The organism is Mesorhizobium shonense (assembly GCF_040545255.1).
Classification (GTDB): Bacteria; Pseudomonadota; Alphaproteobacteria; order Rhizobiales; family Rhizobiaceae; genus Mesorhizobium; species Mesorhizobium shonense.
Window position 1 is genome coordinate 373,841 of the sequence record NZ_JBEPLM010000005.1, and the last position, 18,074, is coordinate 391,914.

16 protein-coding genes are annotated in these 18,074 nt (G+C 64.8%); all 16 read left to right on the forward strand.

The annotated features are described in order from the left end of the window. Positions 1-4 precede the first annotated feature (4 nt). The 16 genes from ABID26_RS16450 to ABID26_RS16525 all read left to right on the forward strand — a co-directional run bounded on the left by ABID26_RS16450 (position 5) and on the right by ABID26_RS16525 (position 18,073). A complete protein-coding gene (locus tag ABID26_RS16450; RefSeq protein WP_126099088.1) occupies positions 5-817 on the forward strand; it encodes a shikimate dehydrogenase family protein in 813 nt (270 codons plus the stop codon). Further along, entirely contained in the window at positions 810-1,616 is an 807-nt protein-coding gene (locus tag ABID26_RS16455; RefSeq protein WP_292298311.1) for an SDR family NAD(P)-dependent oxidoreductase, read from the forward strand. The genes ABID26_RS16450 and ABID26_RS16455 overlap by 8 nt, the downstream gene beginning before the upstream one ends. Positions 1,617-1,630: 14 nt before the next feature. After that, positions 1,631-1,978, forward strand: a complete 348-nt coding sequence (locus ABID26_RS16460; RefSeq protein ID WP_126099086.1) for a RidA family protein — start codon at positions 1,631-1,633, stop codon at positions 1,976-1,978. A 77-nt stretch (positions 1,979-2,055) separates the two neighbouring features. Then, entirely contained in the window at positions 2,056-2,844 is a 789-nt protein-coding gene (locus tag ABID26_RS16465; protein ID WP_189521510.1) for a FadR/GntR family transcriptional regulator, read from the forward strand. Positions 2,845-3,138: 294 nt separating this feature from the next. After that, positions 3,139-3,861, forward strand: a complete 723-nt coding sequence (locus ABID26_RS16470; protein ID WP_292344680.1) for an SDR family oxidoreductase — start codon at positions 3,139-3,141, stop codon at positions 3,859-3,861. Between the two features lies 1 nt (position 3,862). After that, on the forward strand, positions 3,863-4,612 hold the full coding sequence (locus ABID26_RS16475; protein WP_292298304.1) for an SDR family NAD(P)-dependent oxidoreductase: 750 nt from the start codon (positions 3,863-3,865) through the stop codon (positions 4,610-4,612). An 85-nt stretch (positions 4,613-4,697) separates the two neighbouring features. Continuing rightward, complete coding sequence (locus tag ABID26_RS16480; RefSeq protein ID WP_126099083.1) at positions 4,698-5,645, forward strand: LysR substrate-binding domain-containing protein; 948 nt, start codon at positions 4,698-4,700, stop codon at positions 5,643-5,645. 87 nt (positions 5,646-5,732) lie between these two features. After that, positions 5,733-6,767, forward strand: coding sequence for an amino acid ABC transporter substrate-binding protein (locus ABID26_RS16485; protein ID WP_126099082.1), 1,035 nt, complete (start codon positions 5,733-5,735; stop codon positions 6,765-6,767). Between the two features lie 137 nt (positions 6,768-6,904). Then, positions 6,905-8,068 (forward strand): ABC transporter permease subunit, encoded by a 1,164-nt coding sequence (locus ABID26_RS16490; protein ID WP_126099081.1) that lies wholly within the window; start codon positions 6,905-6,907, stop codon positions 8,066-8,068. 3 nt (positions 8,069-8,071) lie between these two features. Continuing rightward, positions 8,072-9,151 (forward strand): amino acid ABC transporter permease, encoded by a 1,080-nt coding sequence (locus ABID26_RS16495; RefSeq protein ID WP_292371250.1) that lies wholly within the window; start codon positions 8,072-8,074, stop codon positions 9,149-9,151. Positions 9,152-9,164: 13 nt separating this feature from the next. Then, the gene (locus tag ABID26_RS16500) at positions 9,165-9,920 is read left to right on the forward strand and encodes an amino acid ABC transporter ATP-binding protein (protein ID WP_126099079.1); all 756 of its coding nucleotides are present in this window, start codon (positions 9,165-9,167) and stop codon (positions 9,918-9,920) included. 53 nt (positions 9,921-9,973) lie between these two features. After that, a complete protein-coding gene (locus ABID26_RS16505; protein ID WP_292371251.1) occupies positions 9,974-11,380 on the forward strand; it encodes an FAD-binding oxidoreductase in 1,407 nt (468 codons plus the stop codon). Between the two features lie 114 nt (positions 11,381-11,494). Beyond that, a complete protein-coding gene (locus tag ABID26_RS16510) occupies positions 11,495-13,165 on the forward strand; it encodes a thiamine pyrophosphate-binding protein (protein ID WP_292298291.1) in 1,671 nt (556 codons plus the stop codon). Then, entirely contained in the window at positions 13,162-15,258 is a 2,097-nt protein-coding gene (locus ABID26_RS16515) for a hydantoinase/oxoprolinase family protein (RefSeq protein WP_292371252.1), read from the forward strand. The genes ABID26_RS16510 and ABID26_RS16515 overlap by 4 nt, the downstream gene beginning before the upstream one ends. Beyond that, complete coding sequence (locus ABID26_RS16520; protein ID WP_354415969.1) at positions 15,255-16,871, forward strand: hydantoinase B/oxoprolinase family protein; 1,617 nt, start codon at positions 15,255-15,257, stop codon at positions 16,869-16,871. Before ABID26_RS16515 ends, ABID26_RS16520 begins: the two co-directional genes overlap by 4 nt. Beyond that, positions 16,871-18,073, forward strand: a complete 1,203-nt coding sequence (locus tag ABID26_RS16525) for a pyridoxal phosphate-dependent aminotransferase (protein WP_292344684.1) — start codon at positions 16,871-16,873, stop codon at positions 18,071-18,073. Before ABID26_RS16520 ends, ABID26_RS16525 begins: the two co-directional genes overlap by 1 nt. Position 18,074 lies beyond the last annotated feature (1 nt).

Below are 18,074 nucleotides of genomic sequence, written 5' to 3' on the forward strand. Positions count from 1 at the left end.
ACCGATGCGCGGAACCGGCAAAGCCGAAATCTTCGTGATGCTGGCCCATCCAGTCGGGCATGCCAAGAGCCCCGGAATCTTCAACGAAATCTTCGAGCAGAAGGGGCTCGACAGCCTAATGGTGCCATTGAGCTGCCGTCCGGAAGATTTCGACACTTTCTGGGCCGGCATCACCGCGGCCGAGAACATCCGGGGCGTGATCATCTCGGTGCCTTACAAGACGGCGGTCTACCACAAATGCGCCGCCGCTCATGACCGCGCCGCGCGCGTGCAGAGCGCCAACTCGGTGCGCAGGCAGGCGGACGGCACCTGGTATGCCGACAATTTCGACGGCGTTGGCTTCATCGACGGGCTGAAGGCGGGCGGGCACCAGATCGCCGGCCGCCGCATCCTCCAGGTCGGCGCCGGCGGCGCAGGATCATCGCTAACCTACTGCCTGGCCGAAGAAGGCGCAGCGGAAATCCGCCTCGCCGACATCGACAGAGACCGCGCCGCAAAGCTCGCTTCGCTGGTCAACAAGTCGTTCCCCAATTGCCGCATCGAGGTCGGGGAACCCGATCCGTCCGGAATGGATATGGCAATCAACGCGACGCCGTCCGGGCTGAAGGCCAGCGATCCGCTGCCGATGGATGTGAGCAAACTGACACCGGAGATGACCGTGGTCGACATCATCATGGAGCCGGCCGAGACGGCGCTGCTCAAGGCGGCGAAAGAGATCGGCTGCCGCATCCAGCCTGGTCGCCCGATGATGGATTTCCAGGTCGAAGCCATGTCCGAATTCTTCGACATCGAGCGGAAGGATCGCCGCAATGGCTGACATATCGACCGCCGTCGTCATCGGCGGCACGTCCGGCATCGGTCGCGCGATCGCGCTGCGCTTCGCCGAGGACGGCTACCAGGTGGTCGTCGCCGGCCGGGACGCTGTCCGGGGCAAGGAGGCGTCCGTCGCCTGCGAGAGTGCGGGCGCGCCACGCGCCCTCTTCGTGCAGACCGATGTCGCCGATCCCGCCTCCGTCGAGGCGCTGGCGCAGAACGTCGCGGATGCGTTCGGCACGCCCCATGTCGTGGTCAACTGCGCCGGCATCCTGCAGAGCGGCAAGCATGTGCTCGACCAGGAGCTCGGCGAAGACGAGCAGATGTGGCGCATCAACTATCGCGGCACGCTGCTTGGCTGCCAGGTGTTCGGCCGGCTGATGTCGGCCGCCGGACGCGGCGCAATCCTGAACGTCGGCTCCCTCGCCTCCTTCGCGCCACTTTCGCTGCCGGCCTATACGCCTGGCAAGCACGCGGTTCTGGCTCTCACCCAAATTCTTGCCGCCGAGCTTGGCCCGCACGGCGTTCGCGTCAACGCCGTGGCGCCGGGTTACACGCTTTCCGATGGGCTGAAGGCCAGGATCGCCAAGGGCGAGCGCAATCCGGAAGCCATCCAGGCCACGACTGCGCTCCGTCGTTTCGTCGAGCCGCGCGATGTCGCCGAGGCGGCGCTGTTCCTCTGCTCCGACCGTGCCGCGTCAATAACCGGCGTCACGCTACCCGTCGACGCCGGCTGGCTCGTCCAGGCGCCTTACGCGCAATACCTGCAGGGCAACCCCATCCGGCAGACGCCGGCAATCTGACGAGAAAGAATCCAGTGGGCGATATCCAGCGCTTCGACTTCGACACCCGCATCCATCACGGCGTCATCCACAACGGCACGCTCTACCTCACGGGCCAGGTCGCGCGGCCGGGCCAGTCCGCGACCAACCAGATGCGCGAGGTGCTCGGCAAGATCGATGCGCTGCTCGCCAAGGCCGGCACCGACAAGACCCGCATCCTTCACGTCCAGATGTGGCTGGACGACGTCCGCGACTTCGATGAGGTCAACACGGTCTGGGACGCCTGGATGCCGAAGGAGCACGCGCCGGCGCGCTCTTCCGGCGAGGGGCGGATGGCCAAGCCCGGCATGCTGGTCGAACTCATCGTCACCGCGGCGGTTTGAATGGTCTTGCCGGTTCGGGCATCATCCCGAATCTGAACTTGAACAGCCCGAATCTGAACTTGAACGGAAGGACCTAAATGACGAAGCGCAAGCCGCTTTCCACCGTCGTGGCGGAGAGCTTGGCCGAAAAGATCCGCTCCGGACGGTTGCAGCCTGGCGCGCAACTGCCGACCGAGGCGGAGCTCTGCGCCGAATATGATGTCAGCCGCACCGTCGTGCGCGAAGCGGTGGCGCGGCTGCGCTCGGAGGGCATGGTGGTGCCGCAGCAGGGCCGCGGCATGTTCGTCAGCGAGACGCCCGTGCCGCGCAATTTCTCGATCCCGGACGAGGCGCTGAGAACCTTGCCGGAAACCATCGCGCTGCTCGAGCTTAGGTTGAGCGTCGAAGTGGAATCCGCGGGGCTCTGCGCGGAGCGCCGCACCGATGAGGAGGCCACCGATATCCGGTCGATGATGGAGCAAATCGACGCTCAGCAGGCGGATCCCGCCGCCGTCCAGATTCACTACGACTATGATTTTCATCTTGCGATCGCCAAGGCCGCGCGTAACGAATTCATCCATGGCTTCCTCGCCTATCTCGGGCCGATGATCGTGCCCCGCTTCCAGCTCGGCTATGTCGTCGAGCCCGCGCTCAAGGACAGTTATTACGCGCGCATCCACAGCGAACACCAGGCAATCGTCGACGCCATCGAAAGGCAGGACGGCGGCAAGGCCCGACAGGCCATGCGCAAGCATCTGCACAACAGCCTGGGACGCGTGCGCGCCCTGGCGAGGGCCTCCGGCGTCGAGGCGACGGACGCGGAGCAAAAGGCCGCCGCGGCCTCGCTCTTCACCAAAATGAAAAGGCCGGAATCGACCGGCGGGTAAGCTGCGACGACTTGCGATCCGGAGAGCCTGCGCTGAAGGCAACCGCCGGGCGGTTGCGAAAGCCATGTTTTTGCTCGGCCGAGCGGCCGGAAGCCCCTCGCCTGCGCCGAACATCTTGTTTTCCTCTGGTTTGCGGCTTTCGAGGTCCTGCGGTCGGCGTAGAACGTTTTAACCTCCGAAACGGCTTTCGAAAGTTTATCTTTCCTTTTTGCTGCTTTTCTTGGTTTCGCGGCATCGGCCAAGGTCGCACACTGACGCCAGGCAATTGGGGAAGCCGCAATCGGGGAAACCAAGGTGACGACAGCCTTCATCACAGGAGCGACGAGCGGCATAGGACGAGCGATTGCCATCGCGTTGAGCGATGCGGGCTACGACGTCTATGCGGTCGGCCGTAGCCAGGCGGCGCTCAAGGAACTGCAGGCAGAGCGGCCGGCCATTGTTCCCATTGCGGTCGACGTCACCGACCGCGAGGCGCTGGAATCGGTTCTGGCCGATCTCACCATCGACGTGCTGATCAACAATGCCGGCATGATGCCGCCGCTCGGCAACTTCGCCGACATGAAGATCGCCGACATCGACACCACGCTGGAGGTGAATCTCAGCGCCGCGATCCTGCTCACGCGCCTCGTCGTGCCGCAGATGCGCGAGCGGCAGTCGGGGCACATCCTGTTCACCGGCTCTTCCGCCGCCCATGCGGCCTTCCCCAATGTCGCCGTCTACTCGGCGACGAAGGCGGCCATCGCCGGCTTTGCCGCCGCGTTGCGCGCCGATCTCTCGCAACACGGCATTCGCGTCACCGAGATCGTTCCGGGCCGCGTCGAGACGCAACTCTACAAGGATATCCTCGACCCGGAGGCGCGAGCGGCGATGTACGCCGGCAATGTCGCCGTGCAGCCGGACGACGTCGCCAAGATGGTCGTCGCGCTGCTCGGCCTGCCCGCATGGGCCGACGTTACCCGCTTCGACATCATGCCGACCCGGCCGACCACGCCGAGTGGCAGCAAGCAAGGAAAATAGGATGAAAGACCTTTCCGTTCTGATCGTTGGTGGCGGCGCCGGCCTCGGCGCCCTTCTCGCCCGCATGGCTGTGGAGGCCGGTGCGGCCAAGATCGGCATCATCGACATCAACCAGGAAGCCGCCGAGAGCGCGCTCGAACCGGCAAAGGCCAAGGGGCTGCCGACCGCGGCCGCGGCTTGCGACATCCAGGTCGGCCCGCAGTGCCATGCGGCCTTCGACGCCATCGTCGCGAAGCTCGGGCGCGTCGATACGCTGATCAACTGCGCCGCGATCTACCCTCGCCGCCCCCTCCTCGAGATCACCGACGCCGAGTGGGACGCCTCCAACGGCATCAACATCAAGGGCACCTATCACATGATGGTGGCGGCCGTTCGCCATATGCAGGCGCAGGAACCGAAAGCCCATGTGCGCGGGCGCATCGTCAACCTGACCTCGGTCGACGCCTTCAAGGCGCACCCGCAGAACGCTCATTACGCGGCGACCAAGGCCGCCGTCGTCAGCCTGACCCGCTCCTTCGCCCACCATGTCGCCAAGGACGGCATCCTGGTGAACTCGGTGGCGCCGGCCGGCATGGCCACGGAGAAGGCAAAGGCCCTCGGCTTCCTCGAGGAACTGGCCAAGGCAAGCCCGCTCGGCCGCGGCGCCGAGCCGACCGAGATCGCCGAATGGGTGCTGATGACCGGCGGCCCGAAGAACACCTACATGACCGGTGAAAACGTAATTGTCTCAGGCGGTTACATTTACGCGTGAAATCAAATTTTCAGAAGCCGGCGGCGACTGAAATACGGCAGTGCATGATCAACGGAGTTTCCAGGGAAAGGAGGCGGACTTCACCATGACCGGCAAGCTTCGCCTTCCTTCGCTGAATGCGCTTCGGGTCTTCCATGCCGTCGCGCAGCACAAGAGCTTCCGGCAGGCGGCCGACGAGCTGCTGGTGACGCCGCAAGCCGTCGGACAGCAGATCAAGCTGTTGGAAGACACGCTTCAGGTGACGCTGTTCGAGCGCAAGGGCCGGTCGATCGAATTGACGGAGTCGGCGATCCTTCTGTCGCACTACGTGAAAGCCGGCTTCGACGAATTTTCCGAAGGCGTTCGCCGCGTCACCAAGTCGAACTACCGCGACCGCATCAACCTCAATGCGAGCCCCTACTTCGCCACGCATTATCTGCTGCCCAGGCTTTCGCTGTTCCGCGAGATCCTGCCGGGCGCCGATCTGCGTCTCACGACGATGGTCGACCTGCCCGACTTCGGACGCGACGACATCGATATGACGGTGCAGTGGGGCTACGGCAACTGGCCGGACTACGAGACCACGCTGTTGGTGCCGGACCCGAAGATCATCTGCTGCACGCCGGCGATCGGCGAAAAGATCAAGTCGGCGCAGGACCTGACGCGGTTCACCCTGCTCGACACCGTCAAGTCGAAACGGCTGTGGCCGGATATATTGCGCCACCTCGGAGTGGAGCTGACGGAGGGCGACCGCAGCGTCAGCTTCGATGACGCGGCGACCATGCGCCGGGCGACCCTGCAGGGCATCGGCGTGGGCTTAGTCTCCGTCATCGACGCCGAGGAGGATTTCCGGTCTGGCGCGCTGGTCGCGCCGATCGGCCGCGACGCCATTGCCGATATGAGGCCAGAGGAAGTCCCCGGCTTCTATCTTGTCGTCCCGCGCGGGCATCTGCGCGTGAAAGCTGTGGCCGCCCTTCATCGATGGCTGGCCCAGCAGGATTGGCGGAGCGATCTCACGATTTCCCTGCCGAAACCGACCCCGCTTTCCGACTAGGACGCGGCTTCCAGACCGGGCTCCGAAAGGCAACTTGCGGAGCTCCAACAATAAGAAACGGAATAACTCAACAGTGGAGACGACAACATGAAAATGATGAAATGGGGGGCTGCCGCCTTGGCCCTTGGCCTGGTGCATTTCGCGGTGCCTGCGGAAGCGGCGGGCGGCAAGACGCTTGAGACCGTGAAGGCGCGCGGCGTGCTCAACTGCACCGGCCATGACGGCTCCTATCTTGGCTTCGCCGAGGTGGACGACAAGGGCAACTGGAAGGGCATGGACATCGACCTCTGCAAGGCGGTGGCGACCGCCGTGTTCGGCGATCCGGCAAAGCTGAAAATTGTGCCGATCAGCTGGGCGCAGCGCTGGCCGTCGCTCCAGTCGGGCGATGTCGACATCATCATCAAGGCGTCCGGCGGCACGCTCAGCCGCGACACAGAGCTCGGGCTGCAATTCTCCAACTCTTACTACCTCGGCACGACCAAGGTGATGGCGCACAAGGAGCTCAATCTGAAGTCGCTCAAGGACGCCAATGGCGGCACGATCTGCATTCCCGCCGGCACGTCGCAGGAGCAGCAGGTCGCCGCTTACGCCCAGAAGCTCGGCATCAAGCTGGAACCCGTGCTCATCGAAAAGACGGAAGAGCTCGAACAGGCTTACTTCTCCGGCCGCTGCGATCTCTATGCGCAGTGGGGACCGACGCTCGCCATTGCCCGCATCGCCAAGAGCAAGGTCGAGGACCACGTGATCCTGCCCGACGTGCTCGCCGTCGAGCCTGAAGTCATGATCATGCGGCAGGGCGACGACAACTGGGTCGACATCGCCAACTGGACGCTCAGCGCCCTGATCTTCGCCGAACAGGAAGGCATCACCTCCAAGAATGTCGACGAGATCAAGGCCAAGCCGACCTCGCCGCAGGTGGCGAAATTCCTCGGCGCCACGCCAGGCATGGGCAAGGGTCTCGGTCTCGCCGACGACTGGGCCTACAACGTGATCAAGAAGGTCGGCAATTACGGCGAGATCTTCGAGCGCGATCTCGGCAAGGACTCGCCCTACAAGATGGATCGCGAGCTCACCAACCTGTGGAACAATGGCGGCGTCCTGTTCCCGCTGGTGATCGACTGATCCGCCTAAGCATTTGCAGCCAAATGAAATCCATTTGGCGTCGCAGTAATGCGACGAAGCAAAATTGAACGCATCCCGCTCTTGGCTCTGCCTGGCTCTTGCCAGGCGGAGCTGGCGCCAATTCGGGAAAGACGCTGATGATCAGCCTGCTGAGAAATCAGAGGATACGCAACACGCTGTTGCAGGTTCTTTACGTCGGCTCGCTTGCCGGGATGGTTCTTGCCTGCGTGATGATCGCAAGGCGGAACCTGGCGGAGCAAGGGATAACCTCGGGATTCGACTTCCTGTTCAAGTCGACCGGCTGGGACGTGAACTTCTCGCTCCTGCCCGCCACAGCCAATGATCCCTACTGGTGGTACTTCCTCATCGGCATCATCAACACGCTGTTCCTCGGAACCACCGGGCTGATCCTGGCGACGATCGTCGGCACGATCATCGGTCTGGCGCGCGCCTCTTCGAATGAATTGGCGCGGCTGCTCGGCCGGACCTATGTCGACATCTTCCGCAACATCCCGCTGATCCTCCAGGTTTTCTTCTGGTACGCCGTCATCACCCATCTGCCGACGCCGCGCGCCGCGCATGAGGCCTTTGGCATGCTGCTGACCAGCCGCGGCCTTTACGTGCCGGTCCCCAACGTCGGCGGTGCTGCGCTCGCGGCAGCGATACTTGCGGTGATCGCGGCGATCGCGCTTCCGGTTTGGCTGGGCAGGACATCTCGCCTCAGCCGGCCTGTCGGCGAGCGCCTTGGCGTTCAATTCGCCGGTGTCGCGGCGGCGCTGGCCTGCGCGGTCATCATCCTGACGGCCGGCCGCCTGCCCGACCTGCCGCTGCTCGATTTCCCTGCCCTGCAAGGCCTCAACCTCAAGGGCGGCTTGCGCATTCCGCCGGAGTTTTCCGCTTTGGCCATCGCCATCGCCATCTATGGCGGCTCCTACATCGCCGAGATCGTGCGCGGCGGCTTCAAGGCGGTCGGCAAGGGTCAGATGGAGGCGGCGCTCTCGCTTGGCCTCAGCCCCTGGCGGGTCTTCACGCTGGTGCGGTTGCCGCTGGCGCTGCGCGCCATGCTGCCGATCCTCGCCAACCAGTATGTCTGGCTGATGAAGGCGACGACCATGGGCATCGCGGTGGGCTTCACCGACTTCTTCATGATCGTGGCGCTGACCATCAACCATTCCGGCCAGACGCTGGAAGCGATCGGCATCCTGATGGCGGGATTCCTTGCCATCAACCTCAGCCTTGCCGCGATCTTCAACCGCATCAACAAAGCCATTGCCCTCGAGGGCAATCAGTTGAGGGGGTGAGAGATGGAGATGGTCGTTGTCGCTCCCCCTGCCCCGGGAAAGCTCGAGGATCTGAAGCGGCGCTTCTTTGCGACGCCGCTTCAGGCGCTGTTGTCGCTGATATCGGTGGCGATCATGGCTTTCGTCGTCTGGAGGCTGCTCGACTGGGCGGTCTTCTCGGCCGTGTTCACGACCAGCGGCGGGCCCGAGGCATGCCAGGCGGCGGCGGGAGCCTGCTGGTCGGTCATCGCTGCCCGGTGGCGCATCATCCTCTTCGGCCTCTATCCCTTCGAGGAGCAATGGCGCTCGGCGCTGGCCTGTGTGGCCGTGGTGGTGATGACGGTGCTGAGCTGCATTCCAGCCTTCTGGACGGGCCGCCGCATCGCGCTCGTCTGGGGGGCCGGAACAGGCCTCTATTACGTGCTGATGAAAGGCGGCCTGCTTGGTCTGCCTTATGTCGGCGAGGAAGCCTGGGGCGGACTGGCGCTCACCCTCTTCATCTTCGTGACCACCTGCCTGATCGGCTTTCCGCTGGCGATCTGCCTGGCGCTGCTGCGCCGGTCGGACCTGCCGTGGGTTTCCAGGACAACCGGCCTCATCATCGACGGGGTCCGCTCGCTGCCGCTGATCTCGATCCTGTTCACCTTCGCCGTCGTCCTGCCGTTCGCGCTGCCGCAATGGCTGGTAGGCGACAAACTCTACCGGGCGATCATCGGCTCCGCCCTGTTCTTCTCCGCCTATCAGGCGGAGATCGTCAGGGGCGGCATGCAAGGCGTGCCGAAGGGACAGGAAGAGGCCGCCATGGCGCTCGGCATGAGCTACTGGCAGCGCATCGGTCGCATCCTCCTGCCGCAGGCCATGCGCAACGCTCTGCCGGCGACGATCAACCAGTTCGTCATCTCGTTCAAGGAAACCTCGCTGGTGGTCATCGTCGGCTTCTTCGAGATCCTGGCTTCGGGCAACGCCGCCTACGGCACCGGCGAATGGCGCTTCGCCTATGTCGAGGTCTATGCCTTCATCGCCATGATCTATTTCGTCTTCGTCTTCAGCCTGTCCCGCTACGGCGCCTTCCTCGAGCGGCGCATGTCGGTCGGCGAACGATAGGAGAGGCCCGCAAGTGAATTCGACCCAGCCATCCGGCGCCGCCGTGCGCATCGAAAACCTCGACAAATACTATGGGACATTCCAAGCGCTGCGGAAGATAAACCTGTCCGTGCAGCGGGGCGAAAAGATCGTCGTCTGCGGCCCCTCCGGTTCCGGCAAGTCGACCATGATCCGCTGCATCAACCGGCTCGAGCAGCACAATGGCGGCCGCATCACCGTGCTCGGCACCGAGCTCAACGACGATGTCGGCAACATCGACGGGATCAGGCGCGAAGTCGGCATGGTGTTCCAGCACTTCAACCTGTTTCCGCACATGAGCGTGCTGGAGAACTGCATGATCGCGCCGATGATCGTGCGCAAGCGGCCGCGCGAGGAAGCAGAGGCGACCGCCCGGCGCTATCTTGAGAAGGTCCGCATTCCCGAGCAGGCGATGAAGTTTCCCGGCCAGCTCTCCGGCGGCCAGCAGCAACGTGTGGCGATTGCGCGCGCGCTCTGCATGGAGCCGCAGATCATGCTGTTCGACGAGCCGACCTCGGCGCTCGATCCGGAAATGATCGCCGAAGTGCTGGACGTCATGGTCACGCTTGCCTCGGAAGGCATGACGATGATCTGCGTCACCCACGAGATGGGCTTCGCGCGCCGCGTCGCCGACCGGGTGATTTTCATGGACGGCGGCGAGATCGTCGAGGAAGCGCCGCCGGAGGAATTCTTCACCTCGTGCCGGAACGAGCGCACGCGGCAATTCCTGTCGCAGGTCCTGGGTCATTGAGCCGGGCGCCGCACCTGTCTATACGCGGCTCGTCGTACATCTCAGGTATCCCGATGGCTGATCCCGTTAGTGTATTGCAGGCAATTCTCGGGCCGAAAGGCTGGCTTTCGGGCACTGACGCCGAGCCCTACCAGCGCGACTGGCTGAACCGCTATGGCGTCGCGCCTTTGGGCGTTGCCAGGCCGGTGAGCACCGCTGAAGTAGCGGCGGTCGTCAAGGCTTGCCGGGAGGCGGGCGTGGCGGTGATCCCGCAAGGCGGTAACACAGGCCTGTGCGGCGGCGCCGTCGCCGATCGGCCGAACGCCGTGATCGTCTCGCTTTCGCGCATGACGGCGATCGGCGAACCGGATCCGGAGAGCGGGTCGATCGCGGTTGACGCGGGCGTCGTGCTCGCCGCGCTGCATGAGGCGCTGGAGCCGCATGGCCTGATGTTTCCGATGCATCTCGGCGCCGAAGGCAGCGCCAGGATCGGCGGGCTGATCGGCACCAATGCCGGCGGCAGCCAGGCTTTCCGATACGGGATGATGCAGGATCTTGTGCTTGGCCTCGAGGTCGTGACGCCGGACGGCGCAGTGTGGGACGGGCTGCGCGCGGTGCAGAAGGACAACGCCGGCTATCAGCTGCGCAAGCTGTTCTGCGGTTCGGAAGGCACGCTCGGCATCGTGACGCGCGCGGTGTTGCGGCTCTATCCCACGCCAAAGCAGCAGGCGAGCGCGCTGCTGGTCATGTCCGACTTCGCCGCCGCCGTGTCGTTCGGCGCCTATCTGCGCGGCGAGGCGGGCGAGTTCCTCGCCGGGCTCGAATTCTTCTCCGATGTCGGCCTTGCGCTGGCGCTGAAGCACCTGCCCGACCTCGCCTATCAGCTGGAGACGCGCGGCGACGTCTATCTGCTCGTCGAGCTGGCCTCGGGTTCGCCGCGGGTGCCGCTGGACGAAATCCTGAATTCGGCGCTGGAATGGGGCATGGAGCAAGGCCTGGTCGAGGATGGCGCGCTGGCCAATTCGGGCGCGCAGCGCGCGCAATTCTGGCGCCTGCGCGAGGAGCAGCCCGAGGGGCAGCGGCTGGAAGGCGAGCAGTTGAAGCACGACATCTCTGTGCCGCCGGGCGCCGTCGCGCGCTTCATCGAGGCCGGCGCAAAGATCTGTGACGACATCCTATCGGGCGTGCGGATCAACCCGTTCGGGCACCTCGGCGACGGCAACATCCATTACAATCTGTCGCCGCCGGGAGGCCGTGCCGATTTCGACGGCAAGGCCGGAGAGTTCGCGGAGGCGCTGGCAGCGCTCGCCACCGAAATGGGCGGCAGCTTCGCGGCCGAGCATGGGCTTGGCCGCGCCAAGATCGCCATGGCCGACCGGACCAGGGGTGTTATGGAGCGGGAGCTCATGGCGCGGCTGAAGGCTGCGTTCGATCCGTCGGACACGATGAATCCGGGCGTTCTGGTGCATTCGCCAAAGTAAAGAAAAACTTTCGATTAGACCGCATTTCTTGATTTCGCCGCGGTCCGCCAGCGTGCAGGTATAGATCGAAGGGCAGGCTCAGTCCGCTTGCCGACACAGCGGGGTGTTCGAAGCATGATGCGCAATGGCGGTCGCCTTCTTGTCGAGTGCCTGATCGCGCTCGGCGCGACCAAGAGCTTCGGCATTCCCGGCGAAAGCTATCTGGCCGTTCTCGACGCGCTGCACGACACGCATGGCAGATTGGATTATGTGCTCTGCCGCAACGAAGGCGGCGCGTCTTTCATGGCCTCGGCCTATGGCAAGCTGACAGGGACGCCGGGCATCTGTTTCGTCACCCGCGGCCCGGGCGTCACCAATGCCAGCATCGGCGTGCATACGGCCATGCAGGACTCGTCGCCGATGATCCTGTTCGTCGGGCAGGTCGGCACCGACATGAAGGGCCGCGAAGCCTTCCAGGAGATCGACTACCGGGCGGTCTATGGGACCGTCGCCAAATGGGCGGTCGAGATCGACGACGTCGAGCGCCTGCCCGAGATCGTGGCGCGGGCCTGGACCACCGCCTCGACCGGACGGCCCGGCCCCGTTGTGGTCGCGCTGCCGGAAGACATGCTGACCACCCTGACCGAGGCCGCGCCGCTCAGCGGCCCGGCGGCGATCTTCGAGCCCGCGCCGGCGCAGGATGCGATCGCGGCGGCGGTCAAATTGCTGGCATCGGCCGAGCGGCCGGTGCTGCTCATGGGCGGCACCAACTGGACGGCGGACGGACGCGCCGCGCTTCAGGCCTTCGCCGAAGACTCCGACATCCCGGTCGTCGCGGCCTTCCGCTACCAGGACCAGTTCGACAACCACTCGCCGGTCTTCGTCGGTGAGGCCGGCGTCGGCATGGTGCCGCATGTGAAGACCCTGATCCGTGACGCCGACGTGATCCTGGCCGTCAACATTCGCTTCGGCGAGATGACGACGGACGGCTACACGCTGCTCTCGGTGCCGGTGCCGCGCCAGAAGTTGATCCATGTCCATGGCTCCGACCGCGAGATCGGTAAGATCTATGTGCCGGCGATCGGCATCCACGCTGGGCCGAACGCCTTCGCCAAGGCGCTCACCTCGGTGAAGGGTGGCTGGGCCGACTGGCGCGCCGCGGCTCGCAAGGCCTATGAAGGTACCTTCGCCGCGCCCATGCAGCCTGGCCCCGTCGACATGGTCGCGGTCAGCGCCTGGCTTCGCGACAACCTGCCGGCAGACGTGATCCTGACCAACGGCGCCGGCAACTTCACGGTATGGCCGAACAAGTTCTTCAAATTCGGACGCCAAGCGCGGCTGCTTGCCCCGCAGTCCGGCGCCATGGGCTACGGCCTGCCGGCCGCGATCGCCGCCAAAGTCGCGTATCCGCAGCGCACAGTCGTCTGCTTTGCCGGCGACGGCGACTTCCAGATGAATTGCCAGGAACTCGGAACCGCCATGCAGGCGGGCGCGCAGCCGATCGTGCTGATCATCAACAACGGCATCTACGGCACGATCCGCGCGCATCAGGAGCGCAACTATCCGGCCCGCGTCTCCGGCACCTCGCTCGAAAATCCGGATTTTGTGACGCTGGCAAAGGCCTACGGTTTCCACGCCGAGCGGGTCGAATCCACCGGAGATTTAGCGGCGGCGTTCGAGCGGGCGCTGAAGTCCGAAACAGGCGCCGTCCTCGACATCGCCGTCTCGCCCGAAGCGCTCACGCCCCGGCAGACTCTCACCCAGATGCGCGACGCCGCATTCGCTTCCCGGAAGGCCAAGGCATGACCTCCAGAACTGACGACATCCGTCTCGGCGCGGACATCGGTGGCACCTTCACCGACATCGCCCTCGACGTCAGGGGAACGATGTTTTCGACCAAGGTGCTGACCAACTATTCGGCGCCCGAACAGGCGATCCTCGACGGCATCGCCATCGTCGTCCGAGATGCCGGAATCGCGCCGTCCGAAATCGGCATCATCATCCACGGCACAACGCTCGCCACCAACGCGCTCATCGAGCGGCGCGGCGCCAAGACCGCGCTGGTCACGACGGAAGGCTTCCGCGACGTGATCGAGATGCGGACGGAAAACCGTTTCGAGCAATACGATCTCAACCTGCAACTGCCGACGCCGCTCATCCCGCGCGAAGACCGCTTCACAGTCAAGGGCCGCATCGGCGCCGAGGGCCAGGAGCTGCAGCCGCTCGACGAAGCCGCCCTGAAGGAAATAGCGGACCGGATCGCGGCCGGCGGCTTCGGCTCGGTGGCAATCGGCTTCATCCATGCCTACGCCAATCCGGACCACGAGCGCCGCGCCCGCGAAATCCTTGCTCGCAAGGTGAACATCCCGATTTCGATCAGCGCCGAAGTCTCGCCGCAGATGCGCGAATTCGAGCGCTTCAACACGGTCTGCGCCAACGCCTATGTGCGGCCGCAGATGGCCGACTACCTCGCCCGCCTGCAGACGCGGCTCAAGGACATGGGCGCCGAGTGCCCGGTTTTCATGATCCATTCCGGCGGCGGCCTGATCTCGGTGGAAACCGCTTCGGAATTCCCGGTGCGGCTGGTCGAATCCGGCCCGGCCGGCGGCGCCATTTTCGCCGCCGACATCGCCAGACGCTTCGGGCTCGAAAAGGTCGTCTCCTATGACATGGGCGGAACCACCGCCAAGATCTGCCTGATCGAGGATTACGCGCCGCGCACGGCGAGAACCTTCGAGGTGGCGCGCACCTATCGCTTCTCCAAGGGCTCGGGCATGCCGATCTCCATCCCGGTGATCGAGATGATCGAGATCGGCGCCGGCGGCGGCTCCATCGCCTGGGTCGATGCCATGGGCCGCATCCAGACCGGACCCGAGAGCGCGGGATCGGAGCCCGGCCCGGCCTGCTATGGCCGCGGCGGCAAGCGCCCGGCCATCACCGATGCCGACCTGGTGCTCGGCAAGCTCGATCCACACAATTTCGCCGGCGGTGCGATCAGGCTCGACACCTCTGCCTCTGAACAGGCCATCCTGCGCGATGTCGGCGAGCGGCTTTCGTTGAATGCCATGTCGACGGCCTTCGGCATCTGCGAGGTGGTGGACGAGAACATGGCGAATGCCGCGCGCGTCCATGCCGTCGAGAACGGCAAAAACATCTCCGACAATCTGATGATCGCCTTCGGCGGCGCCGCACCTCTCCACGCCGCAAGGCTCTGTGAAAAACTCGGCATCGACCAGTGCATCGTGCCGCGCGGCGCCGGTGTCGGATCGGCGATCGGCTTCCTCAAGGCGCCGTTCGGTTACGAGGCGCTGGCCTCGAAGCTGACGCGCCTGTCACAATTCAAGCCGGCCGAGGTCAACGCCCTGCTCGCCGACCTCAAGGCCTCCGCCGAGGGCTTTGTGCGGACCGGCGCCAGCGGCAGGATCGTCTGCGAGATCACCGCCTTCATGCGCTATGCCGGCCAGGGCTGGGAAATCCCTGTCCCGCTGGCCGACGAGCCGTTCGGCGACGACGCCGTCGCCAAGCTCAAGGAGCTGTTCGAGGAGAACTATCAGCGCTTCTTCGGCCGCGCCATCGAAGGGCTCGACGGGCTGGAGATCGAGATCGTCACCTGGTCGGTCAAGGCGACGGATGTTCGGCCTGCCGCTACGAGGCACGAGCTGACCACCGGCAGGAAGACGAGCGAACCGACCACGACGCGCGAGGTCTTCGATCCGGTCAGCGGCGCGCCGCGCAGCTATGGCATCGTCGAGCGCGACACACTGTGCACCGGCGACCGTGTCGCGGGCCCTGCCGTCATCGTCGAACGCGAAACGTCGACCGTCGTCACCACCAGCTTCGACGCCGTCATCCAGAGCGACGGCGCAATCCTCCTGATCCGCAAAGGCAGCCAGGCATGAGCGATATTGGCGAAATCCGCATGCAGGTCATGTGGAACCGGTTGATCTCGGTGGTCGAGGAACAGGCGCTCACCTTGCTGCGCACGGCCTTCTCGACCTCGGTGCGCGAATCCGGCGACCTTTCCGCAGGAGTGTTTGACCCGCGCGGCCAGATGCTGGCGCAGGCGGTGACCGGCACCCCCGGCCACGTCAACACCATGGCAGAAGCGGTGCTGCATTTCATGAACGAGATCTCGCGCGATCAAATGTTCGCGGGCGACACCTACGTCACCAACGATCCCTGGCAGGGCACGGGCCATCTGCACGACATCACCATGGTGTCGCCGTCCTTCCTGAACGGCGAGCTCGTGGCCTTCTTCGCCTGCACGGCGCATGTCGTCGATGTCGGCGGACGCGGCTTCGGCGCCGACGGCAAGTCGGTCTATGAGGAAGGCATCCAGATCCCGATCATGAAGTTCGCGAAAAAGGGCAAGGTCAATCTCGACGTGGTCAGGATCCTGCGCGCCAATGTCCGTGAGCCTAACCAGGTCGTCGGCGATTTCTATTCGCTCGCCGCATGCAACGAAGTCGGGCATCGCCGCCTCGTCGACATGATGAAGGAGATCGGCCTGACCTCGCTCGACGGTCTCGGCGAGTTCATCTTCTCGCGCACCCGCGACGCCATGCTCGAACGCATCGAGGCGCTGCCCAAGGGAAGCTGGTCGAACGAGCTGGTGACCGATGGTTATGACGAGCCGGTCAAGCTCGCGGCCATGGTCTCGGTGCGCGACGACCATGTCGAGGTCGACTTCACCGGCACCGACCCGATGAGCCGCTGGGGCATCAACTGTCCGATCATCTACAGCAAAGCCTATGCCTGCTATGCGCTGAAATGCATGGTGGCGCCCGACATTCCCAACAATGCCGCCTCGCTCGCCTTCTTCACCGTGTCGTCGCCGGTCAACATCCTGAATGCGGTGCGGCCGGCGCCGGTGGCGCTCAGGCACATTTTCGGCCACATGGTTCCCGATCTGGTGCTGGGGGCGTTTTCCAAGGCGTTGCCCGGCAAGATTCTCGCTGAAGGCGCCGGCGCGCTGTGGAACATCCACATCTCGGCACGGCCTGTCGCCGGCGGCTCCGGCCGCCGCGCCGAAGTGCTGATGTTCAACTCCGGCGGCATGGGCGCCCGCCCCGAGCTCGACGGATTGTCGGCGACGGCCTTCCCGTCGGGCGTGCATACGATGCCGATCGAGGCAACCGAGCATACCGGCCCGATCGTTATCTGGCGCAAGGAGCTGCGGCCTAACTCCGGCGGCGACGGCGAGTTCCGCGGCGGCCTCGGGCAGATCATCGAGATCGCGGCGACCGACGGTCATGAGTTCGACTTCTCCGCCATGTTCGACCGCGTCAACCATCCTCCTCACGGACGCGATGGCGGCAAGCCCGGCGTCGCCGGCGTGGTGAGGCTCGATGACGGCACGCGGATGCGCCCCAAGGGCTGGCAGCACGTGCCGGCCGGGCGCAAGCTGATCCTCGAACTGCCCGGCGGCGGCGGCTATGGCGATCCGGCCAAGCGCGGCGCGGCGGCGCGAGCCAACGACCGATCCAAGGGATACATCTCGGAGAACGAATGATGAGCTATGTTGCCTCGCGTCTGTCGGTGGTGAAGCCTTCGGCTTCGATGGCGGCCTCGCAGGCCGCCAAGGCGCTGCGCGCCAAGGGCGTCGACGTGATCGACCTCGGACTGGGCGAGCCCGATTTCCCGACCCCTCTTCACATCATCGACGCCGCCCACTTCGCGGCGAAAGCGGGACAGACGCTGTACACCGCCGCCGCCGGCACCGCCGAAGTGCGCGAAGCGGTGGCCGGCAAGTTCCGTCGCGAGAACGGACTGGATTGCACGGCCGACGATGTCGTCGTCGCCAACGGCGCCAAGCAGATCATCTTCAACGCGCTGATGGCGACGCTGGAGACCGGCGACGAGGCGATCCTTCCGGCGCCCTACTTCGTCTCCTATCCCGAGATGGTGAAGCTGCTTGGCGGCACGCCCGTCGTCGTCGAATGCCCAGAGACCACCGGATTCCGGCTGACGCCGGCGCTGCTGGAAAAGGCAATCACGCCAAGGACCAAGTGGCTTTTTCTCAACATGCCCGGTAACCCTTCTGGCGCGGTCTATTCGCAATCAGACCTCGAGGCGCTGGGCGCCGTGTTGGCAAAACACCCGCAGGTGCTTGTCCTCTCCGACGAGATCTACGAGCACATCCTGTTCGACGGACGCGAGTTCGTTTCCTTCGGCAAGGCCTGCCCCGAGCTCAAGGACCGCACGCTGATCGTCAACGGCGTCTCGAAGTCCTACGCGATGACCGGCTGGCGTGTCGGCTATGCAGCGGGACCTGGGCCGCTGGTCAAGGCGATGTCGACGATCCAGAGCCAGTCCTGCACGTCCGTGTGTTCGATCGCGCAGGCGGCCACGGTCGCCGCGCTCAACGGCCCCCAGGACGAGGTCGCGCGCTTCCGGCATGCCTTCGAGGCGCGCCGCGATCTAGTCGTGGACGGCATCAGAAAGATCAACGGGCTGACGCTGTCGCCGCCGGAAGGCGCCTTCTACGCCTATATCGGCTGCGCCAGCCTGATCGGCCGCAAGACACCCAAAGGTGTTACGCTGGAGGACGATGCGGCTGTGGCAAACTATCTTCTGAACGAAGGACGCGTGGCGTCGGTGCCGGGCGCTGCCTATGGATTGTCACCCTATTTCCGCATCTCGACGGCGACCAGCGAAGAGGTGCTGACCGAAGCGATCGCGCGGATCAACGCCGCCGTCGCGCGAGTGGAGTAAA